Source organism: Pontibacillus sp. ALD_SL1 (assembly GCF_017355605.1).
In genome coordinates this window covers 2,733,619-2,756,042 of record NZ_CP062974.1, presented here as the reverse complement: position 1 = coordinate 2,756,042, position 22,424 = coordinate 2,733,619, and the positions used below count along the sequence as shown (strand labels likewise).

The following is a 22,424-nucleotide window of genomic DNA, read 5'->3' as shown; positions in this document are numbered from 1 at the left end:
TTTATATCAGTGATGATGAGGATAAGAATGAGTTGCATCGGCTTACGCAGAGAGGGAGGTCACAGGCTGGAAGCTTCCTAAGTGCGACACTTGTTTACCACCTCTGAACTCTGTTTACGAACCATACAGTAGTAAACAGCGATTCGTCCTCGTTACGGATGTGCTAATGAAGCCACAGTTATGACTGTGGGAATTTGGGTGGAACCACGGGTATAACGCTCGTCCCTTCGCTATTGTGCAAGGGATGGGCGTTTTTTATTTTGGCTTTGTTTCTTAATACTAAGATCACAAAGTAGATCGATCAATTATAAAAGGAGTGACATACACATGTCGGAAGCAATTCAATTAACATTTCCAGATGGTGCGGTTAAGGAGTTCTCGCAAGGTACGACGACAGAAGATGTAGCTGCTTCCATTAGCTCAGGCTTAAAGAAGCAAGCGTTGGCAGGGAAATACAATGGTCAACTGATTGACCTTCGCCGTCCTATTCCTGGAGATGGTTCTATAGAAATCGTAACGATTCGAGATGAAGAAGGTATAGAGGTTCTTCGTCACTCAACAGCACACCTCATGGCTCAAGCTGTAAAACGTGTTTATGGTGATGTAAATCTAGGAGTAGGTCCTGTTATTGAAAATGGGTTCTACTACGATATGGATCTTGATACGTCTATCACACCTGAAGACCTGAAGAAGATTGAAAAAGAAATGCAAAAGATCACTAGTGAAAACTTAGAGGTTGAACGTCTTGAGGTTTCCCGTGAAGAAGCTAAAGAGATGTATCGCGAAATCGGTGATGAGTTAAAACTTGAATTGATTGATGATATCCCTGAAGGTGAATCCGTAACGATTTACAAGCAAGGGGAGTTCTTCGATCTTTGTCGTGGACCTCACGTCCCTTCTACAAACAAAATTAAAGTCTTTAAACTATTAAGTGTTTCTGGTGCATACTGGCGTGGAGATAGTGATAATAAAATGCTTCAACGCATCTATGGTACGGCCTTTGAAAAGAAAGATCACTTAGAAGAATACCTAAAAATGCGTGAAGAGGCCAAAGAACGTGATCACCGTAAACTTGGGAAAGAACTTGATATCTTCACAGTTTCTCAAAAGGTAGGTCAAGGTCTTCCGCTATGGCTACCAAAGGGCGCTACTATTCGTCGTACCATTGAACGTTACATCGTTGACTTAGAGGAACGTCTTGGCTATGACCACGTATACACACCAGTGCTTGGGTCCGTTGATCTATATAAAACAAGTGGACACTGGGATCATTATCAAGATGACATGTTCCCTACAATGGAAATGGATAATGAAGATCTAGTTCTGCGTCCGATGAACTGTCCTCACCATATGATGGTGTATAAAAATCAGCTACACAGTTACCGCAATCTACCGGTACGTATCGCGGAACTAGGTACGATGCACCGTTATGAAATGTCTGGTGCATTAGCGGGACTTCAGCGTGTGCGTGCCATGACGTTAAATGACGCTCACATCTTTGCTCGTCCAGATCAACTGAAAGAAGAATTCATTCGTGTTGTGCGTATGATTCAAGAAGTATACAAAGACTTTGGTCTTGAAAATTACTACTTCCGTTTGTCGTACCGTGATAAAGAGGATAAAGAGAAGTATGTGGATAATGATGAGATGTGGGATAAAGCGCAAGCTCTTCTAAAGGAAACAATGGAAGACCTGGAGGTAGAGTATGTAGAAGCAGAAGGTGAAGCGGCATTCTACGGTCCAAAATTAGATGTACAAGTAAAAACAGCACTTGGTAAGGACGAAACGCTTTCAACTGTACAGCTTGACTTCCACTTACCAGAACGCTTTGACTTAACGTATATTGGAGAGGATGGGGCTCACCATCGTCCTGTTGTTATCCACCGCGGTGTGGTTTCAACAATGGAACGCTTCGTTGCCTTCTTAATCGAAGAGTACAAAGGGGCGTTCCCAACATGGTTAGCGCCTGTTCAAGCGAAGATCATTCCTGTATCTGCTGATGTTCACTTAGACTATGCGAAGAAAGTAGAAGATGAACTGAAGTATGCAGGCGTGCGTGTTGAAGTAGATGAGCGCGATGAGAAGATTGGTTATAAGATTCGTGAAGCTCAAATGCAAAAAGTCCCTTACCAACTTGTTGTAGGAGATAATGAAATTGAAGCAAGCGGTGTGAATATCCGTCGTTATGGAGAGAAAGACTCTGAAACAAAATCTCTTCAAGACTTTGTATCTCAGATCAAACAAGAAATAAGTGGAAAGAAATAATTATCCTATCCCCCAAAAGCTTAAAAGCTTTGGGGGTTTTTATTATTATTCCGTCTATTTAATTCCATTTTTTGTGTTATTATTGAAATAGTGAAGAAATGATTCCGTCTGTAATGAGCTGGAGTTAATATGCAACAAAGGAGAGTTCTATATTGTCTCGAATTTTAAAGGTTTCTATAGCTGTTGCGGTAGCATCTATTATGACAATCGGCGTTCTCTTTGCGGTTGTTATTAATCAAGGCACAAAAGACAAGGATTCAAAAGGTGAAGGCACTCTGGGAATTGAAGCGGGTTCTGGTAAGGTTGTTATTGGTAACGAACCGCACTTGAATGAAATTAACGAAACAGTAGGAGAGATGCATGAGCAGTTTAACGATGCGCTTGGTTGGAAACGGTATCTAACACTTGATCGAAAAAGCTTTGAGGAACTTAAAGGGCAGGACAAGCACCTAATGAGCCTGCTTGAGAAGGTGGAGAATGAATCGCTTAAGAAAGATCTCGATAACGCTCTTTTTTTCTTACGGGAGGCCCGTTTTGATCAAGAGGCAAAATATCTAAAAACTGTACATCGCATTCTACACGATTTAGATTATTATATTAATGACGAATTAAAAAATGTGATAATATGGGATTACACTCACGTAGGAAATGGAAGTAAAGTACCGAGATAAAGTTGATGGTGTTAGGATTAATTTAAAATTTTGGTTGCAAATATACCTCATATCATATATCCTTGAAAAGTCATGCACAGAAGATGTGCATCAAAAAAGATTGGTTTACGTTTGACATTGTTTTTTAAACGTGCTATTCTCAATAAGGTAAACTTAATATTGTCTGAGACAAGTAGAAGCACCCGCTTCTCACCTGATTGACACTCTTATGAGTAGTTACCAGGTATGATTTTCTAAACGTAATTGGGAAACGTGTGGGTGCAGTATGTGTACCGACACTTTTTTTGATTGTCTGAAATTACAACCATGATTGAGATACACTTGTCTATAAACAGACGTATATAAACCTTTTTAATAAACCTTGGAGGTGGCTGGTTATTAGCAAAGATATGATCGTCAATGAAAAGATTCGTGCTCGCGAAGTTCGTCTCATTGATTCAAACGGAGACCAATTAGGCGTTAAATCCAAAAACGAGGCTTTAGATATTGCAGCTAATGCAAATCTTGATCTTGTAATGGTAGCTCCAAATGCGAAACCGCCAGTATGTCGTATCATGGACTATGGTAAATATCGCTTTGAGCAACAGAAGAAAGATAAAGAAGCGCGTAAGAAGCAAAAAGTCATTAACGTGAAGGAAGTTCGCCTTAGCCCTGGTATCGAAGAACATGACTTCAATACGAAGCTACGCAATGCGCGTAAGTTCTTATCGAAGGGCGATAAAGTGAAAGCAGCTGTTCGTTTCCGCGGACGTGCAATCACTCACAAAGAATTAGGCCAAAAAGTGCTTGATCGCTTGGCTGAAGAATGTAAAGATCTGTCCACGGTTGAAACTAAACCGAAAATGGAAGGTCGTAACATGTTTATGATGCTCGCACCAGTAAACGAGAAGCAATAAACGTGATTCTAACATATTTCTAAAGGGAGGAATTACTCATGTCAAAAATGAAGACTCACAAAGGTTCTCAGAAACGCTTTCGTCGTACAGGCAGTGGCAAAGTTAAACGTTCTCACGCATTTACTAGTCACTTGTTCGCTAACAAATCTCAAAAGCAAAAGCGTAAATTACGTAAAGACACACTAGTTTCTAGTGGCGACTTAAAGCGTATCGAAGCTATGCTTCCTAAGAAATAATCGAATTTAACTATTAAGTTGAAATACAGGAGGGAACTATTATGGCACGTGTTAAAGGTGGAACAGTCACTCGCCAACGTCGTAAGCGCGTCTTAAAGCTTGCTAAAGGTTATTATGGTTCAAAACATGCTCTTTTCAAAACAGCAAAACAACAGGTAATGAAATCAGGTCAGTATGCATACCGTGACCGTCGTCAGAAAAAACGTGATTTCCGTAAATTATGGATCGCACGTATTAACGCTGCGGCACGTATGAACGACATTTCTTACAGCCGTCTAATGCACGGACTTAAATTAGCTGGCGTTGAAGTTAACCGCAAAATGCTAGCTGATCTTGCTGTTACTGACGAAAAAGGGTTCGCTGCACTAGCTGAACAAGCTAAAGCCGCTCTTAAATAAGCAGAATCAGACGAAAGCCATTTTCCTACCGTATAGGGAAATGGCTTTTTTTAGATATAGTGGTTACAAATGATTTGAAGGATAGGGGGGCTATAGATGGGAGTCATACTCATTTGGTATCTTGTTGCTGTGAACGTCGTCGCATTGATTCAAATGCAACAGGATAAATCAAGAGCAGTTAAAGAAGAGTGGAGAATCTCAGAAAAACAACTATGGATTGTAACGCTTATAGGAGGGTCGCTCGGTTCCTATTTAGGGATGAAGTGGTTTCGGCACAAAACAAAGCACACCGCTTTTGTGATCGGGGTACCAAGTACGTTGATTGCTCATTGCTTTTTAGTCGTGTTCGTTACGATGAGGTATTAGTGACATCGCTGGTAAAGAGTTATTGTCATAACCGCTCGTCTTCTGTCATAAGTATGTACTATACCGCTGGACGGAAGGGGTGTGTTCATCATGAATCAGTTTGGGACAGTCGCTATGACCGTCTTGGAGGCAAGTGGCTTTTTTGCACCGCTACTCTTCATAAGTTTTCACCTGCTACGTCCACTTTTATTTTTACCTGTTGCATTTATTTGCATTTCCGGCGGGATTTTGTTTGGCGCCGTTACGGGGTCTATTTATAGTGTGATTGGTGTGACCTTATCTAGCTTATTATTTTATAAAATGAGCCAATGGATGCCAAAGACTCTTCAAAAGCTTGTGAAATTAAAGCATAAGTTATTTGGGAAGCATTCTAGCTTTTCCACCTCTCAAATTGCATTACTTCGATTAGTGCCATTTATTCATTTTCATCTAATATCGCTATGCATCATTGAAATGTCACAGGGGTTTAAAGATTATATGAAAACGTCCTTTTATTCTAATATCCCATTAGCGGTCGTTTATACCTCTGTTGGTCAGTGGATATCGAGGTTATCACCATTTGTCATGGCAGGTTTTTTATTAATGCTATTAACCTTTATCTATTTATTAAGGCGGAAGGAAATCGTAATTAAATGGGATGACTTTTTCCAAGCAGGTGCATAAAAAGGCCCGCTCGATTATTCGAGTGGGCCTTTGTGGTTGTGCGCCTAAAGCCTAGTCATTTTGCTGGCTCAGCACCAATTTATTTACGGGGTTTTTCCATTCGACTTTGGCGTAAGGGTAATGAATCAGAATCTCCTTCTCGACGAAGTAGAGATCATTTCGTTCAAAGCCCTTTAAAGTATTAGGCTGCCTTGTCCACACAGAAATGGAAACCACATCAAAAGAGTTTTCGGTTGTACCTAAGTATTTCTCTCCTTCAAACAGTACTCCTTTGTAAGTGAGCAAAAAATTCTTCTTTACATTTTCGGGGTCATCTAAAAAATAAAACTGCTTTTTCTCCTGAGCAAGTTCTAATTTTCGTTTTGGATTCATGATGTATTTGTATGCTGTGTAAATCAGGAGGGTAGCAGCAAGTAAAATTAAAAATCTAAACAAAATGATAATCATGTTGATCGACTCCCTTACCGAATCTATCTACCTCTCCATACGAACCAAGTTACAAAACGTTTCAACTTTTTATATAGGTTTGTGAAATAGTCTATTATTTTACGAACTACAAAGGGTAGGTCCGTTGCATTAGTTGTGTGGTGGGGGTGTCTGGGGAACGACTCGCCTTACACTCAATTAAAGCAACGGAAACATTCTCTGACCATTCGATTGTTCGAGATTACGCTCCTGGTCTGGAACAACATCTTTTTTAATAAACGTGATACCCGTGCTATAATCGAACAAAACAGTTTAAAGGAGCTACATAATATGAATTGGGAGACACTCTTTACGATGCAGCAGCAATTAGACCAGCGAATTGAAACGGAACATGGGTTGGAACATGAGGATTTGTTTAGAAAAAAAGTAATGGCCCTTCTTGTGGAGATTGGAGAGCTTGCAAATGAGACAAGGTGCTTTAAATTCTGGAGTACTAAACCTCCGAAGGAAGATGAAGTGATTCTTGAAGAGTACGTAGATGGACTTCACTTTATTCTATCACTTGGGCTTGAGAAGGGATATCGTTATCTTCAGCAAGAGCAACAGGAAGTTCCTGATGGTGCTTTGACGGATCAATTTCATAAGGTATTTGGTGAAATTCACCTTTTTCAAGAGTCTCCAACTGATATGCACTACCAGCAACTCTTTAAGACGTTCTTGGACTTAGGAGTAAAGTTAGGATTTTCTGAGCATTCTATCCAAGACGCGTACTACGACAAAAACGAAGTGAACCATCAACGTCAGGAAGATGGTTATTAAGTTTTAGTGATTTTTGTGAATTTTTCAAAAAAGCGTTATAATGAATAGCATGAGTACATAGAAGGAGGAATTAGCATGGCTAAATGGGATGACACCCTTACAATGCTGAAAGATTTAACAGACGCGAAAGGGGTACCGGGTAATGAAAGAGAACCACGCGATGTGATGAAGAAATACATATCCCCTTATGCAGATGAAGTGTATACGGATAATTTAGGGAGCTTAATCGCTAAAAAAGTGGGGCAAGAAAACGGACCTAAAATTATGGTTGCTGGTCACTTAGATGAAGTAGGATTTATGGTTACTCGCATAGACGACAACGGCTTCCTTTACTTCCAAACAGTAGGTGGCTGGTGGAGTCAGGTTATGTTGGCTCAGCGTGTTACAATTATGACGAGAAACGGTGACCTTACTGGAGTTATTGGTTCTAAACCACCTCATATCCTGCCAGCTGAACAACGTAAGAAAGCTATTGATATTAAAGAAATGTTTATTGATATTGGTGCATCTTCTAAAGAAGAAGCACAAGAATTTGGAGTTCGCCCAGGTGATTCTGTAGTTCCATATTTTGAGTTTACTCAAATGCCGAATGAAAAAATGCTTCTTGCAAAAGCGTGGGATAACCGTATTGGCTGTGCCATTGCGATTGAAGTTCTGCGTCAATTAAAAGGGCAAGAACATCCGAATGTTGTATATGGTGTAGGAACGGTTCAAGAAGAGGTTGGACTTCGTGGTGCGAAAACATCCACAAATGCCATTAATCCTGATATTGGATTTGCAGTAGATGTGGGAATTGCAGGAGATACACCGGGTGTTTCTGATAAAGAAGCAGCAAGTAAGATGGGGGAAGGTCCTCAAATCATTCTGTATGACGCATCTATGATCTCTCATAAAGGATTACGTGATCATGTGATTGATACAGCTGAGAAAAACGAAATTCCTTACCAGTACGATGTGATTGCAGGGGGAGGAACAGATGCGGGATCCATTCACCTCACAGCAGATGGTGTGCCTGCTTTATCCATTACCGTAGCGACTCGTTACATCCACTCTCATGCAGCTATGCTCCATCGTGATGACTTTGAGAATGCGGTGAAATTAATCGTAGAAGTCATTAAAGGAATGGACGCTGAGACAGTAAAACAAATTACATTTAACTAAGGTATAATATCTTAACGTCTAGGGGGGAATCACCTCCTAGGCGTTTTTTTATTAAGCTTCTTTCTATACGAAAAAAGGTATTATTAATGATGTTCGATGGATATGTTTATGTAGGGTGTGGGAGGCTAAGGGTATGAATAAATGAAAGTAGGGAGTCACAAATGAGTGTGTTTAACGGAAACATTTTTGAAGGAGAATTTGCTCATGATTTGGATTCATTTTATGTGAAATCAGTAAAGAGTGTTGAGACAGGTTCAAACTTATCAGAAGATCAAGTAGAAGAACTTTTGAATTATTTAGAGCACCATCAAGGACAATCGACAGCTATTACGATTAATGACCAGATGCCAATGATGTTAGAAGCAGAAGAAGTCCAGTGTCTTATAGGGGAATTACGGTTTATCAAAAGTCATTTGGATTAAAAAGAGGCTGTCTCGTGGAGCAGCCTCTTCCCATTACTGGTTCATATTTTGGACGTGGTTTTCAAGTGTTTCGAGAACTTCCTTCTTATCTTCCTCATTTGCATTCTCCCAGTAAAGCTCAAAGAGAACACCAAGTCCTGGAAGCATTTTCTCTTCGCCACTTTGAATAGCGTCTTGAATCGTTGCTTCAATTTGTTCTTGGTTGTTACCAGAGATATTATTTAAAATAGCGTTTCTTAGGTTAAGGTTCAACTCTTCCACCTCTTTTCTTAAGGATACGATCTAATTATAGTTTGACCCGGGTGAATAGAAATATGTATGATAAGATAGGGAATTCAAGTGCGAACAAAAGGATGAACAAGATATGATTGAATCAATTCAAAACCCATCCGTCAAACGATGGAAGAAGTTACAACGAAAAAGGACCCGTGACCAAGAACAAGCGTTTTTAGTGGAAGGATTCCATCTTGTAGAGGAAGCGTTACAGAGCCAGTGGAATGTTCTTGAACTTATTATTCGTGAAGATATTGAAATTCAAAACGAATGGCAAGATTATAAATATACGTACGTTGCTTCTCAAGTTTTCAACGAGATTACCGAGACAGAACAGCCCCAGGGCATTGCTGCAGTTGTTCAAATGGATGCCCCAGAATGGAAATCCTTTGAACGTATATTGGTTTTAGATGCTGTGCAAGATCCTGGGAATCTGGGGACGTTAATCAGAACAGCAGATGCCGCAGGATTTGATGCAGTTATTGGTGGTAAAGGAACGGTAGACCCATTTAATGATAAGGTTCTACGTGCTACTCAAGGGTCTGTTTTTCATATTCCTTTCTTTAAGGGCGATTTATCAGAATGGGTTCCTCGACTGCAAGAAGAAGGAATTTCCGTATGGGCTACCTCATTAAAGCAAGCAAAAGATTATTCTGACTGTAAACCAACGAGGCCTGTTGCCTTAATTGTGGGCAATGAAGGCGCAGGGGTGCAAGAAACTTACGTAGACCAAGCTGATGAAAGGGTTATGATTCCCATTTATGGGCGAGCGGAGTCCTTGAATGTTGGAATCGCAGCCGGAATTTTAATGTATTATTTAAGGAACTAAGGTTGCAAAGAGCTTTTAGCTTTTCTATAATAGCTATTAGTTGAATAAAGTATAGCGTTGAAAGAGCCAGTAAATGGTTGCCACCCATGCGATCTTCAGGGAAGGGATGTCTTAGACTGCGAGCATTCCTAGGTCGTTCAATCATTGAATTTTCACTCTTGAGCTGACACTGGGACCTCGTTTTATGAGTAAAAGTGTTCCGGATGAAGAATCCGTTATCAATGATGAAGTGGACATTACCTACATGAGGAATGTCAACAAGGGTGGTACCGCGAAACCATATCGAACAAGTCTCGTCCCTTTTATTGAGGGAGGAGACTTTTTTATGTTTAAAAAAATGACGATAGATTTAAGAGGAGGATTAAGATGCAAGAGCGCTTAGTAGAACTGAAAACAGAAGCCCTTGAAAAGGTTGCACAAGCTGAAGATGCGAAAGCTCTTCAAGATGTAAAGGTTCAATACTTAGGGAAGAAGGGCCCAATTACTGAAGTTCTTCGCGGTATGGGAAAGCTTCCTAAGGAGGAACGTCCGGTTATTGGACAAATGGCAAATGATGTTCGTGAGGAAATCTCGACGGCCATTGATGAGAAGCAGAAGAAAATGGAAGAAGCAGCACTTGAGAAGCAGCTGCAGGAAGAAACGATTGACGTTACGCTTCCTGGACGCCCTGCTCAAACAGGGGGGCCTCATCTTCTGACAAGTTTAATTGAGGAAATTGAAGATCTGTTTATCGGGATGGGCTTTGAAATTGCAGAAGGTCCTGAGGTTGAAGCAGACTACTATAACTTTGAGGCTTTAAATTTACCAAAAGGTCACCCAGCACGTGATATGCAGGATTCCTTCTATATTACCGAAGAGATCTTAATGCGAACGCACACCTCACCTGTACAAGCTCGTACAATGGAACAACATAAAGGGAAAGGTCCTGTTAAAGTGATCTGTCCAGGAAAAGTTTACCGTCGTGACACAGATGATGCTACACACTCTCACCAATTCACTCAAATTGAAGGGTTGCTAGTAGATAAACATGTTCGTATGAGTGATCTAAAAGGTGTTTTAAATGCTTTTGCTAAACAAATGTTTGGTGAAGAGCGTGAAATCCGCCTACGCCCAAGCTTCTTCCCGTTCACAGAGCCTTCTGTTGAGATGGATATCTCTTGTAAGATGTGTGGTGGAGAAGGATGTTCTGTTTGTAAGGGAACAGGCTGGATTGAAATTTTAGGTGCTGGAATGGTTCACCCGAATGTACTTGAGATGGCAGGTTATGATCCGAATGAATATACAGGTTTCGCTTTTGGTATGGGGCCTGAACGTATTGCTATGTTGAAGTATGGTATCGATGATATTCGCCATTTCTACACGAACGATGTACGATTCTTGAATCAATTCCATAAGGCGTAAGGAGGAGAAAAGCATGTTTGTATCATTAAACTGGTTAAAACAATACGTGGATCTTCAAGGGCTAACACCAGAAGATCTAGCCGAAAAAATTACTAAAACAGGTATTGAAGTTGAAGGGGTAGAGCCGTTTGGTGAACCGATCGAGAACCTTGTTGTCGGATATGTTAAAGAATGCAACCAACACCCTAACGCTGACAAATTAAATGTATGCCAGGTGGACGTTGGCGACGAGGTTCTGCAAATCGTTTGTGGGGCTCCAAATGTCGCTCAAGGTCAGAAAGTAGCTGTTGCCAAACCTGGAGCAGTACTACCTGGAAACTTTAAAATTAAAAAAGCAAAGTTACGCGGTGAAGAATCTTCTGGTATGATCTGTTCTCTTCAAGAACTAGGTATAGATGAGAAGTACGTTCCGGCTGAATTTGCTGAAGGAATCTTTGTGTTTGATGGCGACCCTGAGATTGGTGCTGACGCTTCTTCCTTATTAAACCTTGATGATATTATCATTGAACTTGGTTTAACCCCTAACCGTTCGGATGCCCTAAGCATGATGGGAGTGGCTTATGAGGTGGCGGCTATATTAGATACACCACTTAACTTCCCTGATGAAGAAGTACAAATTACGGAAGAGAAAGCAGAAGACGCTGTTTCTGTTACTGTTAAAGACGGTGACTTAAATCCTTATTATGGTGCTATGCTCGTGAAAAATATTAAAGTAGGTCCTGCCCCGCTTTGGATGCGCAACCGCTTGATTTCAGCAGGAATTCGTCCTATTAATAATGTTGTAGATATTACGAACTATTGTTTACTTGAATACGGTCAGCCTCTTCATGCGTTTGATTATGATCGGTTTGGAAGTAAAGAAGTTGTCGTTCGTCGAGCATCAGAAGGAGAAACAATTAAGACGTTGGATGACGAAGAAAGAACCCTTTCTTCTGCCCACCTTGTCATTACGAATGGTCAAGAACCTGTAGCCATTGCAGGTGTTATGGGTGGAGCTGACTCTGAAGTTCACGAAGGAACAACAACCGTTCTTTTAGAAGCAGCTTACTTTGATCCACAAGCGGTTCGTTCAGCTGCTAAAGACCATGGGTTACGTAGTGAAGCTTCTGTTCGCTTCGAGAAAGGTGTTGATCCTGACCGAGTTCAACGCGCCGGTCTTCGTGCTGCGCAACTCATGTCCGAGTATGCTGGCGGTGAAGTGCTAGATGGAGTGGTTGCTTACAATGAAATGTCCTATGAAGAAAAGACAGTAACATTCACGACGTCACGCATGAACCATGTTCTAGGAACAGATATGAACGATGCCCATATTCAAGATATCTTGCGTAAACTGCAGTTCTCTTATGAACAAGAGGGAGAAACGTTTACTGTGAGCATCCCGACGCGCCGTGGAGACATTTCTCTAGTAGAAGATATGGTGGAGGAAATTGGACGTATGTACGGCTATGACAATATCCCATTCACGATGCCACAAGGGGCTGGTAATGCTGGAGGCTTAACTGCGTATCAAGCATTGCGTCGTAAAGTACGTCGTTACCTTGAAGGCGCTGGGCTTTCTGAGACCCTTACGTATTCCTTGACGACAGAAGAGCGTGCGAATCTATTAGTGAGTCCTGATGTAAAAGGAGAAAATGTTCGCCCAGTTCACTTAGCTATGCCTATGAGTGAAGAGCATAGCCACCTTCGACTTAGTGCGTTACCTGAAATGCTAGCTTCTGCATCTTATAATGTAGCACGTAAACAAAAAGACGTTGCATTTTATGAAGTTGGTTCCATCTATGTAACGGAAGAAGCTGTTTTAACAAAGCAGCCTGATGAGAAAGAGCGTTTAGCAGGTGTGCTTACTGGTAGCTGGTTAACACACCCTTGGCAACAAGAAAAGAAAAACGTAGATTTCTATGTTGTGAAAGGCATCCTAGACAGTTTATTTGACTATTTGGATATCGAAGAGCAAATCTCCTATCAACAAGGTCAAGTAGATGGTATGCATCCTGGACGTACAGCATTGATCAAATTAAATGGGGAGACGATTGGTCATGTTGGTCAACTTCACCCTACACTTCAAAAAGGATATGATTTAAAAGAAGCATATGTTTTCGATGTGGATCTGGAAAAAGTGTTTAAAGCGATCTCCTCAGAAGAGACGTACACGGCAATCCCTCGTTATCCATCAATCAGTCGCGACATCGCGCTTGTGGTCGATGAGAATGTAGCAGCAGGAGATCTACGCAAGACGATTCTTGAAACAGGGGCTCCACTTGTTAAGAATTGTTTAGTCTTTGACGTTTATCAGGGAGAACATCTAGAAGCTGGTAAGAAATCATTAGCCTTCTCTCTTCTTTACTTGGATCCTACTCGTACGTTAAAGGACGAAGAAGTAGAAGAAACGCACCATGCAATTCTTGATAAAGTAAAAGAACAATACAACGCAGAACTACGCGCCTAAACCCTAAAACCCCCTCTTTTTCCAAAGAGGGGGTTTTTATTATCATTGACAATACGTTCCGTCATTAAAAGGTGATGGTTGATATTACCGTAAGGCATCCCCCATAATACAAGTAAAAAGGGGAAGGGCGGTGATGGAGTGCAACATGTAAAAAACGTAGCACTTATCATAATAGGTTCCTTTATCTTCGCGTTAGGAATTAATTACTTTGCAATTCCGAATGGACTATCAGAAGGTGGAATCATTGGTATTTCGATTGTATTATATTACGTATTTGATTTGTCTACAGGACTATCGACATTTATTTTAAATACGATTCTCATATTGGTTGGTTTTAAGTATCTGGATAAGCAAATGATGATCTACACCTTTATTGGAATCTTTACAACGTCCCTCTTTTTATGGACTACGGAACATTTAGGGACACCGATTGAATCTGATTCATTACTTGCTCCAATATACGCAGGACTCTTTGCCGGGGGCGGTATTGGTTTAATCTTTCGTGCAGGTGGTACTTCTGGTGGGACCCAAATCATCTCGCAAATGATGAAAAAGAATTGGGGCTGGAGTATGGCCAATGCAACCTTATTGATTGACATGATTGTTATTGGAGGATCTGTCTTTGTAATTGGGCAGCAAAAGGCACTTTTAACCGTTATTGCTGTATATGTTGGTGCTCGTGCGATTGAATTTATAGTGGACGGACTTAACATGCGAAAAGCCGTGACAATTATATCAGAGACTCCAGACGAGGTATTAGAAGCTATCAACTCTAACGTACCAAGAGGGGTTACAGTCTTAGAAGGTTATGGTGGGTATTCAAAAAAAGACAAGAAAGTATTGTACGTGGTTGTTCATAAACAAGAAACCTTTAAACTTCAAAGAATTATAAATGGAGTTGATGAGCAAGCCTTTGTCGTCATCCACGATGTACGAAATGCCTTCGGTGGTGGTTTTAAATAAAAGGTGAAAAGTCAAAAGCGAAAGCTCCTTTTTAAAGGAGCTTTCGCTTTTTTGACTTCCGCTAATTTCTAAGCTGAAGGAGGTGGCCGATTAATAGTTACATACTAGGCGGATCTTGGTCATGGAATAGAGTAATCTTTGGTTTCGTGCCTTTTCCTTTGTATACTCGGTTAAAGTAATCATCCGTTAGTTCTATAATCTCTTTTCTCATGAAGAAGAGAGGAATCACGTTAAATACGACGACAGCAGCTAACATTAAGTCGAGGAATTGCCAGACAAACTCTAATCCACCTATACCACCCACAAAAATAGATACGATATATACGAAACGCATAATCCAAGACGCTTTTAATCCGTAAAGATATTCTGCCTGTTTTTCTCCGAAGAACACTAATACTCCTATGGTAGTTAGTACAAAGAAAAGGAGGAACAAAGAAATAAATCCACCCCCAAATGTATCTCCATACATGGTCGAGAGAGCAATATCAATCATGTTTGAGGCTTCTTCAGATGAATCGACTTTTGTCCAAGCCCCTGTCACAAGAACGGTTAATCCAGAGACGGTACATATAATAATCGTATCTATAAATACACTGAAAACGCCCCAAAACGCCTGTTTAGAAGGATGATCTGTTTGAGCCGCAGAGTGGGTGATCGGAGCTGTCCCAAGTCCGGCTTCATTCGAATATAAACCTCGAGCGATTCCCCAGCGTAAGGCAAGTGCAAATCCTGCACCGGCGAATCCTCCTGTCGCAGAGATCGGCGTGAATGCATGGGTGAAGATTAGGCTAAATACAGAAGGGATTTGAGAGATATTAGCCCCAATTACGATTAAACAAATGGTTAAGTATGTGAGAACCATGAAGGGAACAACTTTATCTGTTACGTTAGCAATTCGTTTAATACCTCCAAAGACAATAATTCCTACAATTCCCGTTATAATTAAACCAGTAATCCATCGGTCCCAACCAAAGGCTCCCTGTACTTGTGTGGTAATGGAGTTAGATTGAACCATTATGCTTGGTATAAGTTCGATCATAAGTATAAATGCAAACAAAAACGCGATTTTTTTCCACCCTAGTGCTTTACGAATGTAATACTGTGGTCCGCCTACCCAAATTCCTTCTTTATTCTTTTCACGATACTTTAATCCCATTGCGATTTCTCCATACTTTGTTGCCATTCCGATTAAAGCAATAATCCACATCCAAAATAACGCACCTGGCCCTCCTAAGTAGATCCCTACTGGAACTCCAACAATATTTGTAGCTCCAGCTGTCGAGGCGAGCGAGGAGGTGAAAGCTTGGAAAGGGGTAATAGAACCTTTTTGTTTGTCTTTTTTGAAGATTTGTCCTGCAGTTTGATTAAGGATATGTCCAAAATGTCGAATCTGAAAAAATTTTAGTCTTACTGTAAAGAAAAGCCCGACAAAAATAAGGAGGGCAGATAACACGTACTTCCATAAGAAGTTTGAAATTAAGGATAACCATTCCATTTAACAATCTCCTCCAAATAAGTTATTTATGTTATATATTGGATATATACCCTGATATTGTATATTGAATCGTCTGAAAAGATAATAAAAAAGCCGTACCATTTATATGGTGCGGCTTGAGTGAACTTCATTTTATCCATTTGTATGCTTTTTCTGTGTTGGCAAAGTGTACTTTCGCATATTGTTCAAGGCAATCGCTTCCTTTAGTTTCTATAAGCTTCGCTGCGGCTTGGTCTACCTTTTGTGACGCTCCTTTAGGTAAGTAGATTCCAGCGTGTTCAGAGAGCTTGTCCATCTGACGTACGAATCCTGTACGAGCAATAATAGAAGCAGCAGCTACGGCGATTGAATAAGATTCAGCCTTCTTCAAGAAATAAACATTGTCTTGTAGGGTTGCTTTTTCAGAGCGCAAGTGCTTCTCATAAATGGAACGTTCTGCAAACTGGTCAATCACCCATCCCTCAGGTTGATTAGGACTCATCTTTTGCAAGAGCTTATTATAAGCGTGGTGATGAAGCATCGTCTTCATTTTTCCTTGAGACCATCCTTTTTTCTGCCACTGGTTATATTTTTCGTTATGCAGGGTAACGAGTGAATAAGGGATTTCCATTTGTACAATTTTACGTGCGATTTGCTCAATTTGTGGATCTTTTAAACTCTTTGAATCTCGAACTCCTGCTGCTTTGAGCCCCGCAATCTGATCTTCTCGTACGTATGCACAAGCGACTGTAATTGGACCGAAATAGTCCCCTGTCCCAGCTTCATCAGACCCAGCGTGGCTAGAAGTGTATAGGGAGGATGGAGGAGCATGTTGTGATTCGGTAGGAGAGGGTTTATTTGTTTTCTTCTTCACAGAAGGATTTGCCGCTCCCCATTTGCTGGATTCTTGCTCGTGATTGGGTCCTTGGAATAATACTTTTCCAGATTTATAGGCGGTAACGGAACAACCGTTTACTTTTGCCGAAAATACAGCGCCAGGTGGTGGATTTCCTTTTAATGACGCTTTGTAATAACTTTGCATTTTATATAATTGACCAGTCGGTAGTTTGAGGACTGTTTGGGACAACATGTATCATCTCCTTCTAAAAACGAATAATTTCAGTATATCAAATTGCAAGATAAAGCTGAATAATAGAGGTAAAGAGAGGACAACGCTTTCCTTATTGAACAGCTTCATGTTAATATTAAGTTTAGGATTCTAATGTGGGTGAGGGGGCATATCTCTGTGTCGAATTCAGACAAAAGAAGAACAACGGTCGATATACATAATAGAACATACAAGATCGTAGGAGAGGAGCCATCGCACCATATACGTATGGTGGCTAGTCTAGTGGATCAAAAGATGAAAGAGATCCAAGAGACAAACCCCAAATTGGATACTGCGCAACTGGCTGTTCTAACAGCGGTTAACACCATGAATGATTACTTAAAGCTAAAAGAAGATTATACAAGTATAGTTGAATCAAAAAGGAAAGAAGAGGATCGTTCAGACCATGATTGATTTATTATTATTAGGAATATTAGTTTTAGGGATATTGGTAGGTTTACGCAGGGGTTTTGTATTACAGCTCTTTCATATGACTGGATTTATTGTGGCATTCATTTTGGCGGTCGTGTACTATGATGATTTATCTCCTAAATTGCAGCTTTGGATTCCTTATCCTGAATTGCCGGAAGGGTCAAGTTGGGCAGTATTTGTAGATTCTCTTCCATTAGAAGGAGCATTCTACCATGCTATTGCCTTTGCTGTGATCTTCTTCTCCGTAAAAGTTGTTATGCAAATTATTGCTTCGATGCTAGATTTCTTAGCAGACCTTCCTATTATTCATACATTTAACGGGATACTAGGAGCAGCACTAGGATTTATAGAAATGTATTTCATATTGTTTATCTTTTTATACATATCGGCTCTTGTGCCAATCAACATAATCCAAAGTGCCATTGAAGATTCATTCATAGCACAAACCATTATAGAGCATACGCCTTTATTTTCCGGTCAAATAAAGACCTTGTGGTTTGAGCATGTATCACCGCACCTTTAAAACTTCTCTAATGCGAGAAGTTTTTTCTTTACGTAATGGTTGAATAGGTGGGTTTACTCAATTAAGACTTTTGTATTGATATCCTAAAAAGCAGGTGAAATGATGAAAGTAGATAAAAAAGAACTAGTTAAGAACTTGGAGCAGATTGCTGTCTATCTTGAGCTGAAAGGGGAAAATCCGTTTAAAATTTCTGCATATCGCAAGGCAGCACAAGCCTTAGAAAGTGATGATCGTTCCTTATCAGAGATTGAGGATTTTACAAAGATGAATGGGATAGGTAAAGGGACGGCTGCGGTTATTGATGAATTCATTGAAAAGGGCGAATCTGATGCCTTAAATCAGCTGCAGGAGGAAGTTCCGGCTGGTCTTGTGCCATTGCTTCAGCTTCAAGGGCTTGGTGGTAAAAAGCTTGCTAAACTATATCAAGAGATAGGCGTTACAGACGCTACCTCTTTAAAGTCAGCTTGTGAAGAAGGCAAAGTTCGGGAACTAAGTGGATTTGGGAAGAAAACAGAAGAAAAAATCCTGCAAGCTTTAGAAGATATAACAAAACGCCCTGAACGACTTCCTATTGCAATTATGCTACCATTAGCAAAGAAGATTGAAGGATATCTTGATGAAATGACGAGCATTGAGCAGTATTCGAGAGCTGGAAGTCTAAGGAGAATGAAAGAAACAATTAAGGATTTAGATTTCATTATCGCTACAAACGATTATGCAGCGGTTCGTGATCAACTCCTGGAAATCGAAAACGTTAAAGAGATTATTGCCAAGGGAGATACAAAGGTATCCCTTCTGTTGGCTGAAGGTTATGATATCGCTGTTGATTTCCGTCTGGTTGCTCCTGAAGAGTTTGCAACAACGCTCCATCATTTCACTGGTTCAAAAGACCATAACGTAGCCATGCGCCAACTTGCCAAAGATCAGGGCGAGAAGATTAGCGAGTACGGAGTGGAAAACAGTGAAACAGGAGAAGTAAAAACCTTCAAAACAGAACAAGATTTCTTTGCTCATTTTAATTTAAACTTTATTCCCCCTGAAGTAAGAGAACAAACAGGAGAAGTAGAAGCTTTTAGAGAACCTGTACAACTGCTTGAACATAAGGATATACGCGGTGACCTGCATATGCACTCGGCGTGGAGCGATGGAGCGCAGTCTATTCGTGAAATGGCCGAAAGAGCAAAAGAAAAAGGTTATGAGTATATTGCGATAACTGATCACTCCAAGTACTTACGGGTTGCAAATGGATTGGATGAAGATCGCCTTCGTAAACAAAGGGAAGAAATACAAAAAGTAAATGAGACAATGGAAGATTTTCATATTTTCGCAGGGATTGAAATGGATATCTTACCAGATGGATCATTAGATTTCTCAGAAGATTTTCTGAAAGAGATGGATTTTGTTATAGCTTCCATTCATTCTAATTTCAACCAACCTAAAGAAACGATTATGAAAAGACTGCAAGCAGCGCTTGAGTGCCCTCATGTTCATTTAATTGCTCACCCAACTGGGCGCTTGATTGGAAGAAGAGATGGGTATGATGTAGATATTGAACAGCTAATTAAAGGGGCTAAAGAAACAAACACAGCTCTTGAGCTTAATGCCAACCCAAATCGGTTGGATCTTGCGGATTCATATATACGAAAAGCTCAAGAAGAAGGAGTTCGCATAGCTATAAATACAGATGCACACAACTATTCTATGTTAGAAGATATGGAAGTGGGCGTTGGAATTGGTCGTAAAGGTTGGCTTAAGAAAGATACAGTTCTTAATACATGGACTGTTGACCAACTCAAAGCGTTTATAAATGAAAACAGGTAATGAATAAAAGGGGTTCACAACCATGAATGAACGAATTTATCATGTTTTAGAATACAATAAAATGATAGAACAATTGTCAGGACACGCATCTTCCTCCCTTGGGAAAGAGCAAATTCTGAAGCTTAAACCATCTACTGATGTTGAAGAGGTTCGAAAGTGGCAAGCGGATACGGACGAAGCGGCTCATGTGCTCCGATTAAAAGGACATGCTCCTCTTGGTGGAGTATTTGATATTCGCCCACATGTGAAGCGAGCAAGTATCGGTGGCATGCTACAACCAGAAGAATGTCTAGATATTGCTAGCACCTTATATGGTAGTAAACAAATGAAGACGTTCATTGAGGAAATGGACTTAGAAGAGCTAACAATTCCGATTCTAGAAGAGATGGCTGAACAAATTGTTCCTCTTAATGATTTAGAACGATCAATACGAAACCGCATCGATGACCACGGAAAAGTTATGGACGGGGCTAGTGATAAGCTACGTACATTGCGTTCTCGCATACGAACAACGGAAAATAAAGTTCGTGATAAATTGGACGGATGGACAAGGTCTAAAAGTAAGATGCTTTCAGATGCTATCATTACGATTCGTAATGATCGCTATGTACTCCCTGTGAAGCAGGAATACAGAGGTTCTTTTGGCGGTATTGTTCATGATCAATCTTCTTCAGGTGCTACACTATTTATTGAACCTCAAGCTGTTGTGGAATTGAATAATCAGCTACAAGAAGCCAGAGTACAAGAGAAGCATGAAATAGAACGAATTTTAATTGAACTATCTGAACGGATTGCAGCGGATGAGGATTTATTGTATCAAAATGTTGAAGTACTAGGTCAGCTTGACTTTATGTTTGCTAAAGCTCGTTTTGGTAAATCAATGAGAGCTGCTAAACCTACAATTAACGATCAAGGGATCATTAAAATGAAGCAAGCTCGCCATCCGCTAATTCCTGAAGATGAAGTTGTACCAAACGATGTAGAACTTGGTGAAGATTTCACATCCATTGTAATTACTGGACCCAATACTGGTGGTAAAACCGTAACACTTAAGATGGTAGGTCTTTGTCAATTGATGGCTCAAGCGGGGTTACAAATACCTGCACAAGATGGCTGTGAGCTTACCGTCTTTGAGAATATCTTCGCTGACATTGGTGATGAACAATCCATTGAGCAGTCGTTAAGTACATTCTCTTCTCACATGACCAATATCGTTGATATTCTACAAAAAGTTGATCATAAAGGGTTGGTTCTATTTGATGAGCTAGGAGCCGGAACAGACCCTCAAGAAGGTGCAGCACTTGCCATGTCGATTCTTGACGATGTAGTTGGAAGAGGGGCTAGAGTAATAGCAACTACACACTATCCTGAGTTAAAAGCATATGGCTTCAATAGAGACGGTGTTGTTAATGCTTCCGTTGAATTTGATGTTGAGACGTTAAGGCCAACGTATCGATTGCTCATTGGTGTACCTGGTCGTAGTAATGCATTTGAAATCTCAAGAAGACTAGGATTAGAAGAAAAAATTATTACAACCGCTAAAGGGCACATGGGAGCCGATTCTGAGAGCGTTGAGAACATGATAGCTTCATTAGAAGAGTCTAAACGTGGAGCAGATCGTGATTATGAAGAAGCCGAAGAATTGTTACAAGAAGCACAACAATTACGTGATGAATTAGAGCGAAAATGGTCTGAGTTTGAGAGTAAGCGAGAAGGCCTTTATCAAAAAGCAGAAGAGAAAGCAAAAAAAGCGGTTGATAAAGCGAAGCAAGAAGCCGAAGACATTGTATCAGAGATGCGTAATATGAAGAGCCAAGCTGAGCTTAAAGAGCACGAATGGATTGAAGCTCGAAAAATGCTTGACGAGGCTCAACCAGAACTGGCTAAGAAAAAGCAAGAAAAGCCTGCTAAGAAAAAAGCTGCTCAGCCTGCCTTGCAACCTGGTGATGAAGTGAATGTCTTATCATTAAATCAACAAGGACATATTATTGAAAAGGTTAACGAGAAAGAATTTCAGGTACAGTTAGGAATTATGAAGATGAAAGTAAAGGCTAAAGACCTTGAATTTGTGAAGCGTGAGGAACCATTGAAGCAAAAGCCAATGGCCACAGTTAAAGGGTCAAGTCATCATGTTAAGCCCGAACTCGATCTTCGCGGAGAACGATATGAAGAAGCATTACACCGTTTAGAGAAATATGTCGATGATGCCATTTTAGCGGGATATAAAAATGTGAACATTATTCACGGAAAAGGTACAGGCGCTCTTCGTAAGGGAGTCGAAAACTTTGCTAAACAACATCGATCTATAGCAGGTGCACGTTCAGGAGGTATGAACGAAGGAGGAGGCGGAGTTACCGTCTTTGAATTACGTTAAAGGATTAAGGGGAGAGAATGATGAACTTTTGGGAGCATGCCCTGGTAGAGACAGCAGCACGATATAGCGTTGCTGTTCTCTGCGCTGTTTTATTCCTTGCGATTTTTGAAGTCGTAACGAAATACAACAACTGGGAACAAATCAAGAAAGGGAACTTTTCAGTAGCTATGGCTACAGGAGGGAAGATCTTTGGGATTTCGAATATCTTCCGGTATTCTATTCTCCACAACGATTCTCTTTTAGAAATGATGGGTTGGGGTTTATATGGGTTTGTATTGCTATTATTCGGTTATTTCATTTTTGAGTTCCTGACCCCAAGCTTTCGAATTGATGATGAAATAGAAAAGGATAATAGGGCTGTCGGTTTTATTTCAATGGTTATTTCGGTAGGATTATCCTTTGTCATTGGTGCAAACATAAATTAAGGGAGAGAATCAGATGGAAACTTTAGCAAAAG

General features: G+C 40.4%; 23 protein-coding genes and 1 other annotated feature. Of the genes, 19 read left to right on the top strand and 4 right to left on the bottom strand.

Going from position 1 to position 22,424, the window contains the following annotated elements; genetic code table 11:
• Positions 1 to 327 precede the first annotated feature (327 nt).
• From thrS to IMZ31_RS13990, 7 genes are all read left to right on the top strand, one after another.
• Entirely contained in the window at positions 328 to 2,265 is a 1,938-nt protein-coding gene (gene thrS / locus IMZ31_RS14020; protein ID WP_207527944.1) for a threonine--tRNA ligase, read from the top strand.
• Between the two features lie 152 nt (positions 2,266 to 2,417).
• Positions 2,418 to 2,936: a hypothetical protein gene (locus IMZ31_RS14015; RefSeq protein ID WP_207527943.1), complete on the top strand. Its 519-nt coding sequence runs from the start codon at positions 2,418 to 2,420 to the stop codon at positions 2,934 to 2,936.
• Positions 2,937 to 3,100: 164 nt separating this feature from the next.
• Positions 3,101 to 3,227: a sequence feature (ribosomal protein L20 leader region), on the top strand.
• Between the two features lie 98 nt (positions 3,228 to 3,325).
• Positions 3,326 to 3,832: a translation initiation factor IF-3 gene (gene infC, locus IMZ31_RS14010; RefSeq protein ID WP_036784481.1), complete on the top strand. Its 507-nt coding sequence runs from the start codon at positions 3,326 to 3,328 to the stop codon at positions 3,830 to 3,832.
• A gap of 38 nt (positions 3,833 to 3,870) precedes the next feature.
• On the top strand, positions 3,871 to 4,068 hold the full coding sequence (rpmI, locus tag IMZ31_RS14005; RefSeq protein ID WP_188654324.1) for a 50S ribosomal protein L35: 198 nt from the start codon (positions 3,871 to 3,873) through the stop codon (positions 4,066 to 4,068).
• A 41-nt stretch (positions 4,069 to 4,109) separates the two neighbouring features.
• A complete protein-coding gene (gene rplT, locus IMZ31_RS14000; RefSeq protein WP_036784486.1) occupies positions 4,110 to 4,466 on the top strand; it encodes a 50S ribosomal protein L20 in 357 nt (118 codons plus the stop codon).
• Between the two features lie 96 nt (positions 4,467 to 4,562).
• Positions 4,563 to 4,832: a DUF1294 domain-containing protein gene (locus IMZ31_RS13995; protein ID WP_207527942.1), complete on the top strand. Its 270-nt coding sequence runs from the start codon at positions 4,563 to 4,565 to the stop codon at positions 4,830 to 4,832.
• Between the two features lie 90 nt (positions 4,833 to 4,922).
• Positions 4,923 to 5,495 carry a TVP38/TMEM64 family protein gene (locus tag IMZ31_RS13990; RefSeq protein WP_207527941.1) on the top strand — a complete coding sequence of 191 codons (573 nt, stop codon included), beginning with the start codon at positions 4,923 to 4,925 and terminating at the stop codon, positions 5,493 to 5,495.
• Positions 5,496 to 5,546: 51 nt separating this feature from the next.
• Here IMZ31_RS13990 and IMZ31_RS13985 read toward each other — a convergent pair whose 3' ends face one another.
• Positions 5,547 to 5,942, bottom strand: coding sequence for a sigma-w pathway protein ysdB (locus tag IMZ31_RS13985; protein WP_207527940.1), 396 nt, complete (start codon positions 5,940 to 5,942; stop codon positions 5,547 to 5,549).
• 309 nt (positions 5,943 to 6,251) lie between these two features.
• Here IMZ31_RS13985 and IMZ31_RS13980 point away from each other — a divergent pair, with 309 nt between their 5' ends.
• The 3 genes from IMZ31_RS13980 to IMZ31_RS13970 all read left to right on the top strand — a co-directional run bounded on the left by IMZ31_RS13980 (position 6,252) and on the right by IMZ31_RS13970 (position 8,323).
• The gene (locus IMZ31_RS13980) at positions 6,252 to 6,740 is read left to right on the top strand and encodes a dUTP diphosphatase (protein ID WP_207527939.1); all 489 of its coding nucleotides are present in this window, start codon (positions 6,252 to 6,254) and stop codon (positions 6,738 to 6,740) included.
• A gap of 75 nt (positions 6,741 to 6,815) precedes the next feature.
• Positions 6,816 to 7,901, top strand: a complete 1,086-nt coding sequence (locus IMZ31_RS13975) for a M42 family metallopeptidase (RefSeq protein ID WP_207527938.1) — start codon at positions 6,816 to 6,818, stop codon at positions 7,899 to 7,901.
• A 161-nt stretch (positions 7,902 to 8,062) separates the two neighbouring features.
• Entirely contained in the window at positions 8,063 to 8,323 is a 261-nt protein-coding gene (locus tag IMZ31_RS13970; RefSeq protein ID WP_207527937.1) for a hypothetical protein, read from the top strand.
• Positions 8,324 to 8,356: 33 nt separating this feature from the next.
• Here the strand turns inward: IMZ31_RS13970 and sspI are convergent, their stop codons facing one another.
• A complete protein-coding gene (sspI, locus tag IMZ31_RS13965; RefSeq protein WP_036784506.1) occupies positions 8,357 to 8,575 on the bottom strand; it encodes a small acid-soluble spore protein SspI in 219 nt (72 codons plus the stop codon).
• A 112-nt stretch (positions 8,576 to 8,687) separates the two neighbouring features.
• Here sspI and IMZ31_RS13960 point away from each other — a divergent pair, with 112 nt between their 5' ends.
• From IMZ31_RS13960 to IMZ31_RS13945, 4 genes are all read left to right on the top strand, one after another.
• Positions 8,688 to 9,425, top strand: a complete 738-nt coding sequence (locus IMZ31_RS13960) for a TrmH family RNA methyltransferase (RefSeq protein WP_207527936.1) — start codon at positions 8,688 to 8,690, stop codon at positions 9,423 to 9,425.
• A gap of 366 nt (positions 9,426 to 9,791) precedes the next feature.
• On the top strand, positions 9,792 to 10,826 hold the full coding sequence (gene pheS / locus IMZ31_RS13955) for a phenylalanine--tRNA ligase subunit alpha (RefSeq protein WP_207527935.1): 1,035 nt from the start codon (positions 9,792 to 9,794) through the stop codon (positions 10,824 to 10,826).
• Between the two features lie 13 nt (positions 10,827 to 10,839).
• Positions 10,840 to 13,272: a phenylalanine--tRNA ligase subunit beta gene (pheT, locus tag IMZ31_RS13950; RefSeq protein WP_207527934.1), complete on the top strand. Its 2,433-nt coding sequence runs from the start codon at positions 10,840 to 10,842 to the stop codon at positions 13,270 to 13,272.
• A gap of 138 nt (positions 13,273 to 13,410) precedes the next feature.
• Entirely contained in the window at positions 13,411 to 14,235 is an 825-nt protein-coding gene (locus tag IMZ31_RS13945) for a YitT family protein (RefSeq protein ID WP_207527933.1), read from the top strand.
• Positions 14,236 to 14,332: 97 nt separating this feature from the next.
• Here the strand turns inward: IMZ31_RS13945 and IMZ31_RS13940 are convergent, their stop codons facing one another.
• Both IMZ31_RS13940 and rnhC read right to left on the bottom strand, forming a co-directional pair.
• Positions 14,333 to 15,730, bottom strand: coding sequence for an alanine/glycine:cation symporter family protein (locus IMZ31_RS13940; protein ID WP_207527932.1), 1,398 nt, complete (start codon positions 15,728 to 15,730; stop codon positions 14,333 to 14,335).
• Positions 15,731 to 15,857: 127 nt separating this feature from the next.
• The gene (rnhC, locus tag IMZ31_RS13935; protein ID WP_207530408.1) at positions 15,858 to 16,796 is read right to left on the bottom strand and encodes a ribonuclease HIII; all 939 of its coding nucleotides are present in this window, start codon (positions 16,794 to 16,796) and stop codon (positions 15,858 to 15,860) included.
• Between the two features lie 159 nt (positions 16,797 to 16,955).
• Here rnhC and zapA point away from each other — a divergent pair, with 159 nt between their 5' ends.
• The 5 genes from zapA to IMZ31_RS13910 all read left to right on the top strand — a co-directional run bounded on the left by zapA (position 16,956) and on the right by IMZ31_RS13910 (position 22,392).
• Complete coding sequence (zapA, locus tag IMZ31_RS13930) at positions 16,956 to 17,231, top strand: cell division protein ZapA (RefSeq protein ID WP_036784522.1); 276 nt, start codon at positions 16,956 to 16,958, stop codon at positions 17,229 to 17,231.
• Positions 17,224 to 17,772 carry a CvpA family protein gene (locus IMZ31_RS13925; RefSeq protein ID WP_207527930.1) on the top strand — a complete coding sequence of 183 codons (549 nt, stop codon included), beginning with the start codon at positions 17,224 to 17,226 and terminating at the stop codon, positions 17,770 to 17,772. The genes zapA and IMZ31_RS13925 overlap by 8 nt, the downstream gene beginning before the upstream one ends.
• Before the next feature lie 102 nt (positions 17,773 to 17,874).
• Positions 17,875 to 19,593 carry a DNA polymerase/3'-5' exonuclease PolX gene (polX, locus tag IMZ31_RS13920; protein ID WP_207527928.1) on the top strand — a complete coding sequence of 573 codons (1,719 nt, stop codon included), beginning with the start codon at positions 17,875 to 17,877 and terminating at the stop codon, positions 19,591 to 19,593.
• A gap of 22 nt (positions 19,594 to 19,615) precedes the next feature.
• Positions 19,616 to 21,967: an endonuclease MutS2 gene (locus IMZ31_RS13915; protein WP_207527927.1), complete on the top strand. Its 2,352-nt coding sequence runs from the start codon at positions 19,616 to 19,618 to the stop codon at positions 21,965 to 21,967.
• Between the two features lie 17 nt (positions 21,968 to 21,984).
• On the top strand, positions 21,985 to 22,392 hold the full coding sequence (locus IMZ31_RS13910; RefSeq protein WP_207527926.1) for a DUF350 domain-containing protein: 408 nt from the start codon (positions 21,985 to 21,987) through the stop codon (positions 22,390 to 22,392).
• The last annotated feature ends 32 nt before the right edge of the window (positions 22,393 to 22,424 follow it).